The sequence below is a fragment of the Odoribacter lunatus genome (genome assembly GCF_943193135.1).
Lineage (GTDB): Bacteria > Bacteroidota > Bacteroidia > Bacteroidales > Marinifilaceae > Culturomica > Culturomica lunata.
The window spans coordinates 1-14,210 of sequence record NZ_CALPCZ010000039.1; the positions used below are offsets into that span (position 1 = coordinate 1).

Here is a 14,210-nt window from a genome sequence, read left to right on the forward strand (position 1 = left end):
AAATTACTTAGCACCTTGAAAGTCCCCGGAAAGGTGGGTTTATAACAAAAAGAAAGCGTGGGAACTTTAGTTTATCTACATCGAGGTATCGCCAAACACCCGTATCGAAATAAACAGTTGCCCACGCCTGACCATTATATGGGTTACATATATACGGCAAGCGAGAACGTTTATACTGCTTATCCTTCGATACTGAAAATTGGCGATTTCCGATGTAAGGATAAAGCTAAACGCTTCAAAACAATATTTCCATTATGGCAGCTCTCTCTGCCACAACAGGACAAATATAGATAAAAACTTTAAAAGTGGGAAAGGTCAAAAAAGTTGTAGATACACTTTTACTTATAGAGCATTTTTATGCCGGGGTGAACGGAGGTAAGTACTTCAACTAATTGACTGCGGCTGACTCCTTCACGCATGATAATAAAAATAGTATCTTCTCCTGCAATGGTGCCCAGTATTTCAAAATAGTTTTCGCTGTCAATCAGTACAGTAACAGCATTGGCATATCCCGGAAGGGTTTTTATTACGGCAAGATTCCCCGAAAAGTCGATGCTTAAAATAGCATCTGTAAGAACAGATGATATTTTTTCTTCTTTCTGTTCATTGATGTTTTCAGGTATGATATAGATGTAGCCTTTTTCTTTGTGAGGAATTTTGGCTACTTTCATAAATTTCAAATCTCTTGAAAGAGTGCTTTGTGTAGCTTCTACACCAAGTTCTTTCAGACGGAATAACAATTCCTCTTGGGAAGAAATAAGTTCTGTTTCAATTAATTGACGAATAGTGAGCAATCTTTTGGTCTTATTTCGCATAGCTGTAAATTTTATCCCATACAAAAGTAATGTAACTTGCATGGAGTATCAAATTTATTTATAGCTAACTTTGCGAAATATTCCTTAATTAATTTTATTACTTATATTGGAAAATGAAAGAAATAAATCCGGGAGAAACTTCCCGCGCTTATGCGTTTGAAATGTGGATGAAAGCGCCCATGCCGATGGTGACTTTTTTTAAAACGCTTGACGTGTCGCGGCTTGTAAAGTTCAGCAGACAAAAAGGTTTGAAATTCAATATGCTTATGTGCTGGAGCATCGGGAAGGCCGCAAGCCGGGTGAAAGAGTTTTATATGCTTCCTGTGGGGGGTAAACTTATGCAGTACGATACAATTGCGGTGAATACGATAGTTGCCAACAAAGACGGTGAAGTGAGTTCATGCGATATTCCTTTCTGCGAGAATCTGGCGGAATTCAATGAAGATTATCTCCGGCTGACGCGGCAGGTGGCCGAGAGTTGCGAAAATCATGACCTGACTGACAGCATGGTTATCGGAACCTCCGCTCTTGCCAGGTATGATATAGACGGGGCTGTCGGCATGTATAGCGGTATATTTAACAATCCCTTTATGATTTGGGGAAAATATAAAAAACGCCTCTTCAAAACTGTACTGACCGTTTCATTTCAGTTTCATCATACCCAGATGGACGGTGCCCATGCCGCCGATTTCCTCTATTCTCTGCAACAGGAAATAAATCATCTGAAGCTATAAAGGGACTCTCATACCTAAGATAAGCATTTCTCATACGCCCGGCGTTTCCCGCTTTCGTAACTGATTTCCCCGCAGTAGGTGAAACCGAGTTTATCCAATACCGCCATCATGGCGAAATTATCGAAGTTGGTGTCGATTTTGAAACTTTCGATGCCTTTTTGTTTGGCAAGTGCCTCCACCTGTTTCAAAAATGATGAGGCAATCCCTTGGCCTTGTGTTTCTTGTGATACGGCAAGACGATGTACGACGACATACTCTTTTTCCGACAACCACTTACCTTCGATGGTTTCGTATGCTGGTTCAATACCGAAAATGACAGCCCCGAAACACATCGTTTTTCCGGAATCATCCTTTAATACATATGCGGTTTCAGTGGCAATATCATGGTGGATATGGAATGGTAACGGATAATTGTGGTTCCATTGTCGTTTGCCTTCCCGCAGCATCCGGTTTCGGGCATCATCCACTATTTTCCAAATACCGTCGAAGTCATTTTCGGAAGCCTTAAGGAAAGTAAAAGTATTGAAACTATGTTTTTTGTTCGTATTCATATGGCAAAATTAGCAAAAAGTCTCCGGAATAAAGAATCTTTTTCTTCCGGCAGGATGAGGTTGCGGATGCAGGAAAGATTTATTAAATTTGTCCCAATTTGGACAGTCGGTAAATCAGTTCACATAAATAGGTATGCAAAATTTAAAGAAAGCACGTTTGGTTCTGCAAGACGGAACTGTTTTTGAGGGTACTTCTTTCGGATACGAGCAGTCGGTTTCGGGGGAAGTTGTTTTTTATACGGCCATGACTGGATATCCGGAGAGTTTGACGGATCCGTCATACAAGGGGCAGATATTGGTTCCCACTTATCCGATGATAGGCAATTACGGCGTGCCGGTTGAAACCATGAAGGACGGATTGCCGGCATTTTTCGAGTCGGACAGGATTCATTGCACGGCTCTCGTGATTTCGGATTATTCGTTTGCATACAGTCACTGGAATTCAGAAAAAAGTCTCGGACAATGGTTGAAAGATCAGAAAGTGCCGGGACTTTTTGGTATAGATACGCGGGCATTGACCAAGAAACTCCGGGAACACGGCTCGATGTTGGGAAAGATTGTTTTTGCCGGTCAGGATGTAGAGTTTTACGACCCGAACAAGGAAAATATCGTAGCGCAGGTTTCCACTCCCGAAATTAGGGAGTACGGCAGTGGCAAATACAAAGTCGTATTAGTGGATTGCGGCGTGAAGTATAATATTATCCGCCATCTTTTGAAACGGAATGTGACTGTAAAACGTGTGCCTTGGAATTATGACTTTACCCAGGAGGAATGTGACGGAGTTTTTCTTTCCAATGGTCCGGGAGACCCTGCTCAATGTGAGGAGACAGTGCTGCATATCCGGAAGATGCTGGACAGGAATATTCCGATTATGGGGATATGCTTGGGAAATCAGCTGATGGCAAGAGCTGCCGGGGCGGAAACCTATAAATTGAAATACGGTCACCGCAGCCACAATCAGCCTGTTATGGAACCGGGTAAAAACCGTTGTTATATTACTTCTCAGAATCACGGTTTTGCAATCGACGATAAGACATTGCCCGACGACTGGGAGCCTTTGTTTGTCAATGTGAACGACGGGACAAACGAGGGAATCCGTCATAAATCGAAACCTTTCTTTTCGGCTCAGTTCCACCCGGAAGCCTCCAGCGGTCCGGTAGATACGGAGTATCTTTTTGACGAGTTCGTGAAGAATATGGAAAAGAGTAAAAAATGAGAAGTTAAAGGTTTAAATTGAATAGAGATGAAAGAGATAAACAAAATATTGCTGTTAGGTTCGGGTGCACTGAAAATCGGAGAAGCGGGAGAATTCGACTATTCCGGTTCGCAGGCGTTGAAAGCCATACGGGAAGAGGGGAAGTATAGCGTGCTGATTAATCCGAATATCGCTACGGTCCAGACGTCGGAAGGCGTGGCGGATAAGATTTATTTTTTACCGGTGACGCCGGATTTTGTAGAAGAAGTCATCCGGAAAGAACGCCCGGACGGCATTTTGCTGTCGTTCGGCGGACAGACGGCGTTGAATTGCGGTGTGGAACTGTACAAGCGGGGCGTGTTGGAGAAATATGACGTGGCGGTGTTGGGTACCCCCGTACAGTCGATTATTGACACGGAAGACCGGGAGATTTTTTCCGGCAAACTGCATGAAATCGGCGTGAAGACGCCGCGCAGCATTGCCGCCGATAATATGGAACAGGCGTTGAAGGCTGCCGAGGAACTTGGATTCCCATTGATTATCCGGGCTGCTTATACGTTAGGAGGTCTGGGTTCGGGTTTTTGCGCCAATATGGAGGAATTGAAAAAACTGGCAGGGAGCGCTTTTTCCTATTCGCCCCAGATTTTGGTGGAAGAGTCTTTAAAAGGCTGGAAAGAAATAGAGTATGAGGTGGTACGGGACCAATACGACAACTGTATCACTGTATGCAATATGGAGAATTTCGACCCGTTGGGTATTCATACGGGCGAAAGTATCGTTGTGGCACCCTCGCAGACATTGAGCAATAGCGAGTATCATAAATTGCGGGAGATAGCCATTAAAATTATACGGCATGTGGGAATTGTGGGAGAGTGCAACGTGCAGTATTGCTTGGATCCCAATTCGGAAGATTATCGGGTAATCGAAGTAAATGCACGTTTGTCGCGTTCCAGTGCGCTGGCGTCGAAAGCGACCGGTTATCCTTTGGCTTTTGTCGCTGCCAAATTGGCGATGGGTTATGGATTGCACGAGATTAAAAATTCCGTGACAAAGGTGACGACGGCCTGTTTTGAGCCGGCTCTGGACTATATCGTCTGCAAAATTCCGCGCTGGGATTTGAACAAATTCGAAGGCGTGTCCAAATTAATCGGTTCTTCCATGAAGAGCGTGGGAGAGATTATGGCTATCGGTCGCACATTCGAGGAGGTGATACAGAAAGGGTTGCGTATGGTGGGGCAGGGCATGCACGGCTTTGTGGGCAATAACAAGGAGGTAAAGGACATCGACGAGGAATTGGTGAACCCGACCGACAACCGGATTTTCGCCATAGCGGCGGCTTTCGATAAAGGGTATTCCGTGGATAAAATACACGAAATGACCCGGATAGATAAGTGGTTTTTGGAGCGTTTGAAAAACATTCACGATTTAAAAGAAGAGTTGGCGAAGTATACGACGGTCAGAGGAGTTACTCCTATGATGTTGAAGAAGGCGAAGCAGATGGGCTTTTCCGACTTCCAGATCGGACGCCTTACTATAAAAGACGAAACGTTGAGTGCGCATGAGTGCATGTTGCGGGTGCGGGCGTACAGAAAGGAACTGGGGATTACACCTTGCATCAAGCAGATCGATACGCTGGCAGGAGAGTATCCGGCGCAGACGAATTATCTGTACGTGACTTACAACGGTGCAGAAACCGATGTGACTTACGAGCGTGACGGAAAGTCGGTGGTTGTTTTGGGTTCGGGAGCTTACCGTATCGGGAGCAGTGTCGAATTCGACTGGTGTTGCGTGAGTGCCGTGAATGCGATTAAAAAAGCGGGTTACCGTTCGGTGATGATTAATTATAATCCGGAGACGGTGAGTACGGATTACGATACGTGCGACCGCTTGTATTTCGATGAGTTGTCTTTCGAACGGGTGATGGATATTGTGGATCTGGAAGAGCCGAAAGGCGTGATTGTTTCTACGGGAGGGCAGATTCCGAACAATTTGGCGATGCGTCTGTATGAACAGCATGTTAATATCCTGGGTACGTCGGCTTTGTCGATCGACCGGGCGGAAGACCGGCAGAAGTTTTCCACCATGTGCGACCAGCTGGGCATTGACCAGCCCCGTTGGCGGGAATTGACGAGTATTGACGATATATATAAATTTATTGATGAAGTAGGTTTTCCGTTGCTGATACGCCCGTCGTATGTGCTTTCGGGCGCTGCGATGAATGTCGTGTCCAATAAAGAGGAATTGCTCCATTTTCTGGAACTGGCAGCAGAGGTATCGAAAGACCATCCGGTGGTGGTTACCGAGTTCGTGCAACAGGCGAAGGAGGTGGAGATTGACGCTGTGGCACAGGAAGGTGTGATAAAGGCGTATGCCATCAGTGAGCATGTGGAATTTGCAGGAGTGCATTCCGGTGATGCGACCATTGTATTCCCTGCACAGAAACTGTATATCGAGACCATTCGCCGGATTAAGAAGATCGCGCGGGCGATAGCGAAAGAGCTGAATATTTCGGGACCGTTTAATATGCAGTTCCTGGCGAAGGACAACGATATCAAGGTGATAGAATGCAACCTGCGTGCTTCACGGAGTTTCCCGTTCGTATCGAAGGTTTTGAAATCCAATTTCGTGGAACTGGCGACACGGATTATGCTGGGAGAACACGTACAGGAATTGCATAAATCGGTGTTTGATTTGGATTATGTCGGAGTAAAAGCCTCCCAGTTCTCTTTTGCCCGTTTGCTGAAAGCCGACCCCGTGCTGGGTGTGGATATGTCGTCTACCGGAGAGGTAGGATGTATCGGTGAGAATTATTACGAGGCAATCTTGAAGAGTATGCTGTCCGTGGGGCACCGTATTCCGGAAAAGAATATATTGATTTCTTCCGGTCCTACCCGTTCCAAAGTGGAATTGCTGGAGTCCACGAAGATACTGTTGGAAAAGGGATACAATGTTTTTGCGACTGCCGGTACGGCTAAATTCCTTGAAGACAACGGAATAAATGTTCCGGTATTGTATTGGCCGGATGAGGAAAGAGAGCCGAATATCATGGATTATCTGAAAAACAAGAAAATCGACATGGTGGTCAATATCCCGAAGAATCTAACGAAACGGGAATTGGACAATGGATATAAAATACGGCGTGCGGCGGTGGATTACAATATTCCGTTATTGACGAATGCCCGTTTGGCAAGTGCGTTTATCTATGCTATCTGCAAAGTGGATAAAAAGGATATTGCGATTAAGAGCTGGGATGAATATAAGTAACTATATTTAACAAGGTTAAATAAGTTTTTTTGACATTTTCGGAGCGTTTTTTATTCTACTTTTAGGACGTGGATGTAATAAAGTGTAGAATAAGCGTATGTGCGGAAGTAAAAGTGCGGAGAAGTATTTGTTGTGTTTTTTGTGTGTGGGATTTTGCGTGTTGAACTGTTTCGGGTCGGTTGCTCCCGGCTTGGTACATATAACAGAGCGAGACGGAGATTCGGGTGTTTACCGGTTTATTTTGCAGGATGATGAGTCAGACCGTTTGCTGTTTAATCGGGAAGAACGTGGTTTTTATGTGAATGAGCCTTTGCAGGTAACGCTTGTCAGGAAAAAAATGCTCCGCGTGCGTTTTTATTCACCCCGTCCGGTAAAAAATCTGGTTATTTGGGGAAAATGGAAAGGGATGCCGGAACAGGTAAAATTGGCGGAGTTCGAGAGGATTCCTGCTTTTTCAGAGTGTACGGTACCGTTGCTTTTTACCCGCTCGGATGTATGTTATGAGACCCGTTCGGGAAATCAAGTAGTTGTAGCGAAAAGCCGGCATGTTTCCGATTTGGAGACGGAAATAGAGTGTGCAGACCCGTATTATTGCAAAATTGTTTCTTCCAAATGCCGGTGGCATGTTTCTTTCGGGGCTTACCAGGGCAAGCATTGGACGCCTTTGTTGCCGGCCCATGCACGCGAGGCCGTAGCGATAGCGTTGAATTTATCCTATTTATTTTCTACCGAAGAGTTTATGCGAGAATTGTTTACTGCCGAAGGGCGTTTGTATGCAGATAACAATCATACACAAGTGAATGTGGAGAAACTTTACCGGCAGATTTTTGAGTTGCCGGCATTGGTCTATGGGCATGTGACCGGTGTGAACGGATTGGGAGGAGGTTCGGTTTTCGGTTTGGCAGAATGGTGTTACCTGGAACACTATGCGGACGACAATTGTGTTACGCGGACTATTTTTCATGAATTTGCCCATTGTTTGGGGTATAATCACACGGGCAATATGACGTATGAGAATGGCTTGGGAAAAGGGTGGGTGGCTCTTTGCAGTGCGTTGTATACAAAGATGTCCGTGAACGAGGAATTGCCTGTTTATTCCAGACGTTTCCTGTCTACGCGGGGGTGTCCTTATCTTTATAGTGTTTCGGCTTCATTATAAATGGGTAGGTTTTGTCTATATAGAGGGAATCTTTTAATTTTGTTTCTATGCTAATGTGCAATAAAAATGAAAGATTATGCCTTTTTTTAGATTTTATGCGACGGACCGGATGAAGTTAGCGGAGATAAGCGGACGGCTGACAGATCAAGTGCAGGCAGCAATTGGTTGTCCCCGCGAACATATTGTTCTTGAATGGATTCATGCCGAACGGGTGAGTGACGGCCGTTTTGTTTCGGAAGGATGGCCTTATGTGGAAGTTTCGTGGTTTAAAAGACCGCCGGAACTCCAGGCGCAAGTGGCTCGGATTGTTTCCGACTCTCTCCGGGAAATAGGCTATCCGGATTCGGATGTGTATTTTCATGTGTTGGACTCCGGTAATTATTACGAAAACGGGAAAAAGCAGTGATAATTGATTACGTTTTAATTATCTTTGTCCGCTAAAGAATTAATTGCGAAGGTGCATGTTTAAAAAGTATAAAAGATTCTTCTTTGTCTTCTGGGGTATATTTTTTACCGGAGTTTTGTGTTTGGTACTGTTCTTTTGGCTGATTGCTGAAGGAAAATTGGGCTTCATGCCTACGTTTGAAGAACTTGAGAATCCGAACAGCAAGTTTGCCTCGGAAATCTATTTTGAAGACGGGCCGATGATTAGCCGATATTATATCGGAAGCGAAAACAGAAGGTACACGGAATACAAAGATATTCCCGCTTCGGTGAGAGATGCCTTGATAGCCACGGAAGATGCCCGTTTTTATGAGCACAGTGGTATTGATGTTATTGGGCTTTTCCGGGTAGCGAAAGGATTACTGACCGGAAGCAGTTCGACGGGAGGTGGAAGTACAATCAGCCAGCAGTTGGCCAAGATGCTCTTTCCCCGTGATCCGGATCAGAATTTTGTAGAACTTTCCTTGCGGAAATTCAGGGAATGGGTGATTGCCGTCCGCCTGGAGAAAAGCTATACGAAAGAGGAAATCATGACGATGTATCTGAATAAGTTCGATTTCCTTAACCTGGCGGTGGGAATAAATTCGGCAGCGGAGGTGTATTTTCAGAAATCGCTGGATTCTTTGCAGATACATGAGGCTGCGATGTTGGTAGGTATGGCCAAGAACCCGGCGTTGTTTAATCCGGTACGTCGCCCGGAGCGGACATTGGGACGTCGCAATGTGGTGTTGTACCAAATGTTGAAATATGGAAAAATTACGCAGAGAGAGTATGATTCTTTGAGGCTGCTGCCATTGGGATTGAAGTTTAAGAAAGAAGATCACAAAGAGGGATTGGCAGCCTATTTCCGGGAATATCTGCGTATTTTCATGACAGCCGGAGAGCCCGATATTAAAAATTACCGCTGGAACAGGGATCAGTACAAAGTCGATTCGATCGCCTGGGCGACGAATCCGCTTTACGGTTGGTGTAAAAAAAACAGAAAAGCGGACGGAACGAATTACGATATTTATTCGGACGGTCTGAAAATTTATACGACACTGAATTCCCGGATGCAGCAATATGCGGAAGATGCAGTGCGGGAGCATTTGGGCAAAGAGCTGCAGCCTTTGTTTCAAAGCGAGGGGGTGGAAAAAAACAACCCGCCGTTTTCAAATGATTTGACGGATGAGGAAGTACAGGATATATTAGACCGTTCTATTAAGCGGACGGAGAGGTATCGGGCATTGAAGGATGCCGGAATGTCTTATGCGGAGATTCGGAAGAATTTTAATCAAAAAATGCCGATGCAGATTTTTACGTGGAGAGGCATTCGGGATACGGTGATGTCGCCGCTGGATTCGTTGAAGCATTACAAGTCTTTTTTCCGGGCAGGATTCTTGGTCATGGAGCCTCAGACGGGAAAAATCAAAGCGTATGTGGGAGGGCCGGATTATCGCTATTTTATGTATGATATGGTGAGTGTTGGCAAACGGCAGGTCGGTTCCACGATTAAGCCTATCTTGTATACGTTGGCGATGCAGGAGGGGTTGGGACCTTGTGACAAAGTGCCTAATATTCCCCAGACATTCGTTTTACCTGACGGTACGACGTGGACTGCGCGGGGAGGTTCAAAACGAAAAGGGGAGATGGTAACCTTGCAATGGGGGTTGGCCAATTCCGAGAATAATATCTCGGGATGGGTATTGAAACAGTTTACTCCCCAGGCAGTGGCGCAGATGGCGCATAAAATGGGAATATACAGTTTTATCGATCCGGTGCCTTCCGTATTTTTGGGAACAGCGGAAATTTCACTGAAAGAGATGGTGGCGGCTTACTCCATATTTGCCAACAAAGGGGTTTACAATACGCCCGTGATGGTGTCTCGGATTGAGGATAAATACGGTAACGTGCTGGCGGAATTTTCAGCGGATTCAAAAGAAGTCATCAAGGCTCAAACGGCTTATCTGATGTGTAATTTGCTGGAAAGTGTGGTCAATAAGGGAACGGGAATCCGTTTGCGGATAAAATACGGTTTTACCAATCCGATGGGAGGTAAAACCGGAACGACCCAGCAGCATTCCGACGGTTGGTTTATGGCACTGACGCCTGATTTGGTGGGCGGTGTCTGGGTAGGAGCGGAAGATCGTTCGATTCATTTTCAGAATTTGAAATATGGCCAGGGTGCCAATATGGCGTTGCCTATTTGGGCGGAATTTTTGGACAAAGTGATGGGTGACCCGAAATTGCATTTCTCGGAGCGTCCTTTTGAACGGCCTGTGGGTGTATATAAAGAACTTAATTGTGATGAGGAAAATAGGACACAAGAGGCAATGAGACCCTCGCAAGTTTTGGAGGAAGAACACGAAGAGTTTTATTAATTTTCCGATATGAAATCAAAGACCGTATACGTTTGTCAGAATTGCGGAGCGAAGGAAACCAAATGGGTGGGGCGTTGTTCCGCCTGCGGGGAATGGAACAGTTTTGAAGAAGAGGTAGTGGTTTCCGAAAAGGGGCGCAAAGTGGCTCTTCTCGGGCAGGCTTCTTCCAAAGCATTTCGTTTGTCGGAGATTAAAGCGAACGCGGATGAACGGATGGATACGGGGGACAATGAGCTGAACCGGGTGCTGGGAGGCGGTTTGGTACCGGGATCGATGGTCTTGTTAGGCGGCGAACCGGGCATCGGTAAATCGACTCTGGTATTGCAGTTTGCCCTGCATAACCGTTGCGGAAAGGTGCTGTATGTTTCGGGCGAGGAGAGTATAGCGCAGATTAAGATGCGGGCGCAGCGCCTGGGAATAGAGAATGATGAGTGCTTGTTTCTTTCCGGCAATTCGCTGGAGAATGTATTGGAACACTCCCGGTCGATTCAGCCGGATTTGTTAATCATAGATTCCATACAGACATTGGCGACGGAGACGGTAGACTCGATTCCCGGCAGTTTGTCGCAGATACGGGAGTGTACGAATATGCTGCTCCGTTATTCGAAAGAAAATACCATTTCGACGATATTGATCGGGCATATAACCAAAGACGGCCAGTTGGCGGGCCCGAAGATTCTGGAGCACATGGTGGATACTGTCCTTCAGTTTGAGGGAGACCAGCAGTATATGTACCGCATCCTGCGTTCTATCAAAAACCGTTTCGGCTCCACATCGGAAATCGGCATTTATGAAATGTTGCAATCCGGTTTGAGGCAGGTGGTGAATCCTTCGGAACTTTTACTTTCCAATCACGGACAGGATTTGAGCGGTATCGCTGTGTCGGCAACGGTGGAAGGTGTTCGTCCCATCTTGCTGGAAGTACAGGCATTGGTGAGTACGGCGGCTTATGGGGTGCCGCAGCGTTCGGCGACGGGGTTCGACTCCCGGCGGCTGAATATGCTGCTGGCGGTCTTGGAGAAAAGGGTGGGATTCCGTTTGGCGGCAAAGGATGTATTTTTGAATATTGCGGGAGGGATAAGGGTGAATGACCCCGCATTGGATTTGGGCGTCGTCATGGCGGTCCTGTCATCGAATATCGATGCCGCTCTGCCACGTGACACTGTTTTTGCCGGAGAAGTGGGATTGTCGGGTGAAATCAGAGCCGTCAGCCGCATCGAGCAACGAATCTCCGAGGCCGAGAAATTGGGATTTAAGCAAATCTTTGTTCCTTACGGAAATCAGAAAGCCCTGACGAAACAAACGCCCCGCATCGAGGTGAAACCTGTTTCCAAAATAGCCGATATTTGCCGGGTTTTGTTCGGATAATTACAACCTGATAAAATAATTTACGCATTAGATTGTGATATTGCTAATAAGCGGATAAATTCATATTTTTTCTGTTGCTTCTCTTTGGGCATGAATGAAAGGTTGTTTTAATACGGCACGAAACTCTTTCATTGAATTTTCAGTGAATCTATGGAATGAATAGAAACGTTAATTAACTGTATTAATTAGTCGTATTGCTTGCTAATCCAAAATAAGTACATATTTTTGTACGTAAAGAGACATAAAACTATGAGGACAACGAATTATTCAGAGTTACGCAATAATATGAAAGACTACTTTGACGCCGTTATTTCCGACTGTGAGCCTTTAGTCGTTCATCGTTCCGGTAAAGAAAGTGTTGTGGTCATTTCATTGTCAGAATACAATGCCATAAAAGAAACGGAGTATCTGACCTCTTCTCCCGTCATGGTTGAACGCATCAAACAGGCAGAGAAAGATATAGAAGAAGGCAAAGGGAAGAAAATCAAATTGGAAGATTTATGGAAATAATCTTTTCCCCCGCAGCACAAGAAGATCTTCTATATTGGAAAAGAATAAACAATACAGCCATTTTAAGACGTATAGAATTGCTTTTGGCTGATATAGCGGAACATTCGTTTAGTGGAATAGGCAAGCCTGAACGATTAAGATTTGAGTTGTCAGGCAAATGGTCAAGGCGTATAAATTCAGAACACCGTATTATTTATAAAGTAACGGAACAAGGTATTGAAGTGTTGGTACTTTCCATGCGACATCATTATAAAAAATAACAGTCGTATCTACTTCCCAATTTTAGAAATGATGATAGTGTTCAAAAATGAGAAGGAGGAGCATACACACTTTTTTGAACACTATCTGTTTAAATTCTGGTTTAACTTGACACCTTACCCCCCCTGAAATCCGGATAAAAAGAAAAGCAGCTACTTTCGTAACTGCTTATTTTTCAGTGTCCTCGCTGGGACTCGAACCCAGGGCCCATTGATTAAGAGTCAATTGCTCTACCAGCTGAGCTACGAAGACATCTTTTTGTGGCTGCAAATATGCGATTATATTTTTAAATCTGCAAATGTTGGTGGATTTAATCCACTTTTATATTGTGATAAACATTGGTGACGTCTTCGTCTTCATCCAGTTTATCCAGGATTTTGTCCACGTCTGCACGCTCCTCGGGTGTTAATTCTTTCGTATCGGTGGGGATACGGGTAAATTCACCGCTGACAATATCGTATTTATTTTCTTCGAGATATTTCTGAATATTGCCGTAAGCGTCGAAAGCTCCATAAAGATTGACAACACCGTCTTCATCTTCAAAAATTTCGTCTACCCCGTAGTCAATCATTTCCAGCTCGAATGATTCCGGATCGAAATCAGCGGGTTTATTTATCTTGAATACGCATTTCCGGTCGAACATGAAATCCAGCGAACCGGTCGTTCCCAAAGTACCTCCGAACTTAGAAAAAGCGTGACGGACATTGGCTACCGTGCGGGTATTGTTGTCCGTTGCGGCCTCCACAACGATAGCGATGCCGTGCGGGGCATATCCTTCATAAACGATTTCCTTGTAATCCGACGTATCCTTTGACACGGCACGTTTAATCGCGCGTTCTACATTTTCCTTCGGCATATTTTCAGCCTTGGCGTTTTGTATCAGGATACGGAGACGGGTATTATTATTGGGGTCGGGACCGCCTGCCTTCACGGCAATATCGATTTCTTTTCCGATTCTGGTAAACGTACGGGCCATATTGCCCCATCTTTTCAATTTACGTGCCTTGCGGTATTCAAATGCTCTTCCCATATTTTGTACTTTTAAATATCTAGGGCGCAAAGTTATGTATTTTAGTGAAAAATTAAAATAGGATTTACAAAAGCTCATTTTATCCCTTTCTTTTAACTTTTTCCGTCTTTTCCACTCTTCAACTTTTTATATATCTTTGTTCCGTTACGATGTGAATAAACGTATTCCATCGCAATAGACATATTGTTTTTGAAGCGTTTAGCTTTATCCTCATTCTGAAAATCGCCAATTTTCAACCTAACAGGGATAAACGAAATAAACGTTCTCGCTTGCCGTATATATGTAACCCATATAATGGTCAGGCGTGGGCATTGTTTATTTGTTAGGCGGGTGTTTGGCGATACCTCAGAATGGATAAACTAAAGTTCCCACGCTTTCTTTTTGTTATAAACCCACCTTTCCGGGGACTTTCAAGGTGCTAAGTAATTTCTTGATATGAAAAAACTAATCAAGTGTGCCGGAATGCGGTATTTACGGAGGTCATGGGTATTTCTTTCCGTAATGGTTCTTTTCGGTGTCTTT

At 44.8% G+C, this 14,210-nt stretch carries 12 protein-coding genes and 1 tRNA gene; 9 read left to right on the forward strand and 4 right to left on the reverse strand.

All coding sequences use genetic code 11. The features are described from left to right. Positions 1-338: 338 nt before the first annotated feature. Positions 339-815: an arginine repressor gene (argR, locus tag NFR61_RS10430; protein ID WP_251623809.1), complete on the reverse strand. Its 477-nt coding sequence runs from the start codon at positions 813-815 to the stop codon at positions 339-341. 113 nt (positions 816-928) lie between these two features. Between argR and NFR61_RS10435 the strand changes: the two genes are divergently transcribed. Beyond that, positions 929-1,549, forward strand: coding sequence for a CatA-like O-acetyltransferase, family 2 (locus tag NFR61_RS10435; protein WP_251623811.1), 621 nt, complete (start codon positions 929-931; stop codon positions 1,547-1,549). Positions 1,550-1,563: 14 nt separating this feature from the next. On the opposite strand, the gene NFR61_RS10440 is transcribed toward NFR61_RS10435, so the two are convergent. Further along, on the reverse strand, positions 1,564-2,100 hold the full coding sequence (locus tag NFR61_RS10440) for a GNAT family N-acetyltransferase (protein WP_251623813.1): 537 nt from the start codon (positions 2,098-2,100) through the stop codon (positions 1,564-1,566). 133 nt (positions 2,101-2,233) lie between these two features. On the opposite strand from NFR61_RS10440, the gene carA reads away from it, so the two are divergent. From carA to NFR61_RS10480, 8 genes are all read left to right on the forward strand, one after another. Next, entirely contained in the window at positions 2,234-3,316 is a 1,083-nt protein-coding gene (gene carA / locus NFR61_RS10445) for a glutamine-hydrolyzing carbamoyl-phosphate synthase small subunit (RefSeq protein WP_251623820.1), read from the forward strand. 27 nt (positions 3,317-3,343) lie between these two features. Then, positions 3,344-6,559 (forward strand): carbamoyl-phosphate synthase (glutamine-hydrolyzing) large subunit, encoded by a 3,216-nt coding sequence (gene carB / locus NFR61_RS10450; protein ID WP_251623822.1) that lies wholly within the window; start codon positions 3,344-3,346, stop codon positions 6,557-6,559. A 97-nt stretch (positions 6,560-6,656) separates the two neighbouring features. Next, entirely contained in the window at positions 6,657-7,718 is a 1,062-nt protein-coding gene (locus tag NFR61_RS10455) for a hypothetical protein (protein WP_251623824.1), read from the forward strand. Positions 7,719-7,794: 76 nt separating this feature from the next. After that, complete coding sequence (locus NFR61_RS10460; RefSeq protein ID WP_251623826.1) at positions 7,795-8,124, forward strand: DUF1904 family protein; 330 nt, start codon at positions 7,795-7,797, stop codon at positions 8,122-8,124. A 55-nt stretch (positions 8,125-8,179) separates the two neighbouring features. Continuing rightward, positions 8,180-10,522, forward strand: a complete 2,343-nt coding sequence (locus NFR61_RS10465; RefSeq protein WP_420910122.1) for a transglycosylase domain-containing protein — start codon at positions 8,180-8,182, stop codon at positions 10,520-10,522. Positions 10,523-10,531: 9 nt separating this feature from the next. Further along, on the forward strand, positions 10,532-11,890 hold the full coding sequence (gene radA, locus NFR61_RS10470; RefSeq protein WP_251623837.1) for a DNA repair protein RadA: 1,359 nt from the start codon (positions 10,532-10,534) through the stop codon (positions 11,888-11,890). A 249-nt stretch (positions 11,891-12,139) separates the two neighbouring features. Beyond that, positions 12,140-12,400, forward strand: a complete 261-nt coding sequence (locus tag NFR61_RS10475) for a type II toxin-antitoxin system Phd/YefM family antitoxin (RefSeq protein WP_251623839.1) — start codon at positions 12,140-12,142, stop codon at positions 12,398-12,400. After that, positions 12,391-12,660, forward strand: a complete 270-nt coding sequence (locus tag NFR61_RS10480; RefSeq protein ID WP_251623841.1) for a Txe/YoeB family addiction module toxin — start codon at positions 12,391-12,393, stop codon at positions 12,658-12,660. The genes NFR61_RS10475 and NFR61_RS10480 overlap by 10 nt, the downstream gene beginning before the upstream one ends. Before the next feature lie 177 nt (positions 12,661-12,837). Here NFR61_RS10480 and NFR61_RS10485 read toward each other — a convergent pair. Beyond that, positions 12,838-12,910, reverse strand: a tRNA-Lys gene (locus tag NFR61_RS10485). Positions 12,911-12,968: 58 nt separating this feature from the next. Continuing rightward, a complete protein-coding gene (locus NFR61_RS10490) occupies positions 12,969-13,688 on the reverse strand; it encodes a YebC/PmpR family DNA-binding transcriptional regulator (protein ID WP_251623843.1) in 720 nt (239 codons plus the stop codon). Positions 13,689-14,210 lie beyond the last annotated feature (522 nt).

What these genes read in the sequence shown, in the direction of transcription:
- NFR61_RS10480 (WP_251623841.1), top strand. Translation starts at nt 12,391, where the DNA reads ATGGAAATAATCTTTTCCCCCGCAGCACAAGAAGATCTTCTATATTGG.
- NFR61_RS10440 (WP_251623813.1), bottom strand. Translation starts at nt 2,100, where the DNA reads ATGAATACGAACAAAAAACATAGTTTCAATACTTTTACTTTCCTTAAG.
- carA (WP_251623820.1), top strand. Translation starts at nt 2,234, where the DNA reads ATGCAAAATTTAAAGAAAGCACGTTTGGTTCTGCAAGACGGAACTGTT.
- NFR61_RS10455 (WP_251623824.1), top strand. Translation starts at nt 6,657, where the DNA reads ATGTGCGGAAGTAAAAGTGCGGAGAAGTATTTGTTGTGTTTTTTGTGT.
- NFR61_RS10475 (WP_251623839.1), top strand. Translation starts at nt 12,140, where the DNA reads ATGAGGACAACGAATTATTCAGAGTTACGCAATAATATGAAAGACTAC.
- NFR61_RS10460 (WP_251623826.1), top strand. Translation starts at nt 7,795, where the DNA reads ATGCCTTTTTTTAGATTTTATGCGACGGACCGGATGAAGTTAGCGGAG.
- radA (WP_251623837.1), top strand. Translation starts at nt 10,532, where the DNA reads ATGAAATCAAAGACCGTATACGTTTGTCAGAATTGCGGAGCGAAGGAA.
- argR (WP_251623809.1), bottom strand. Translation starts at nt 815, where the DNA reads ATGCGAAATAAGACCAAAAGATTGCTCACTATTCGTCAATTAATTGAA.
- NFR61_RS10465 (WP_420910122.1), top strand. Translation starts at nt 8,180, where the DNA reads ATGTTTAAAAAGTATAAAAGATTCTTCTTTGTCTTCTGGGGTATATTT.
- carB (WP_251623822.1), top strand. Translation starts at nt 3,344, where the DNA reads ATGAAAGAGATAAACAAAATATTGCTGTTAGGTTCGGGTGCACTGAAA.
- NFR61_RS10490 (WP_251623843.1), bottom strand. Translation starts at nt 13,688, where the DNA reads ATGGGAAGAGCATTTGAATACCGCAAGGCACGTAAATTGAAAAGATGG.
- NFR61_RS10435 (WP_251623811.1), top strand. Translation starts at nt 929, where the DNA reads ATGAAAGAAATAAATCCGGGAGAAACTTCCCGCGCTTATGCGTTTGAA.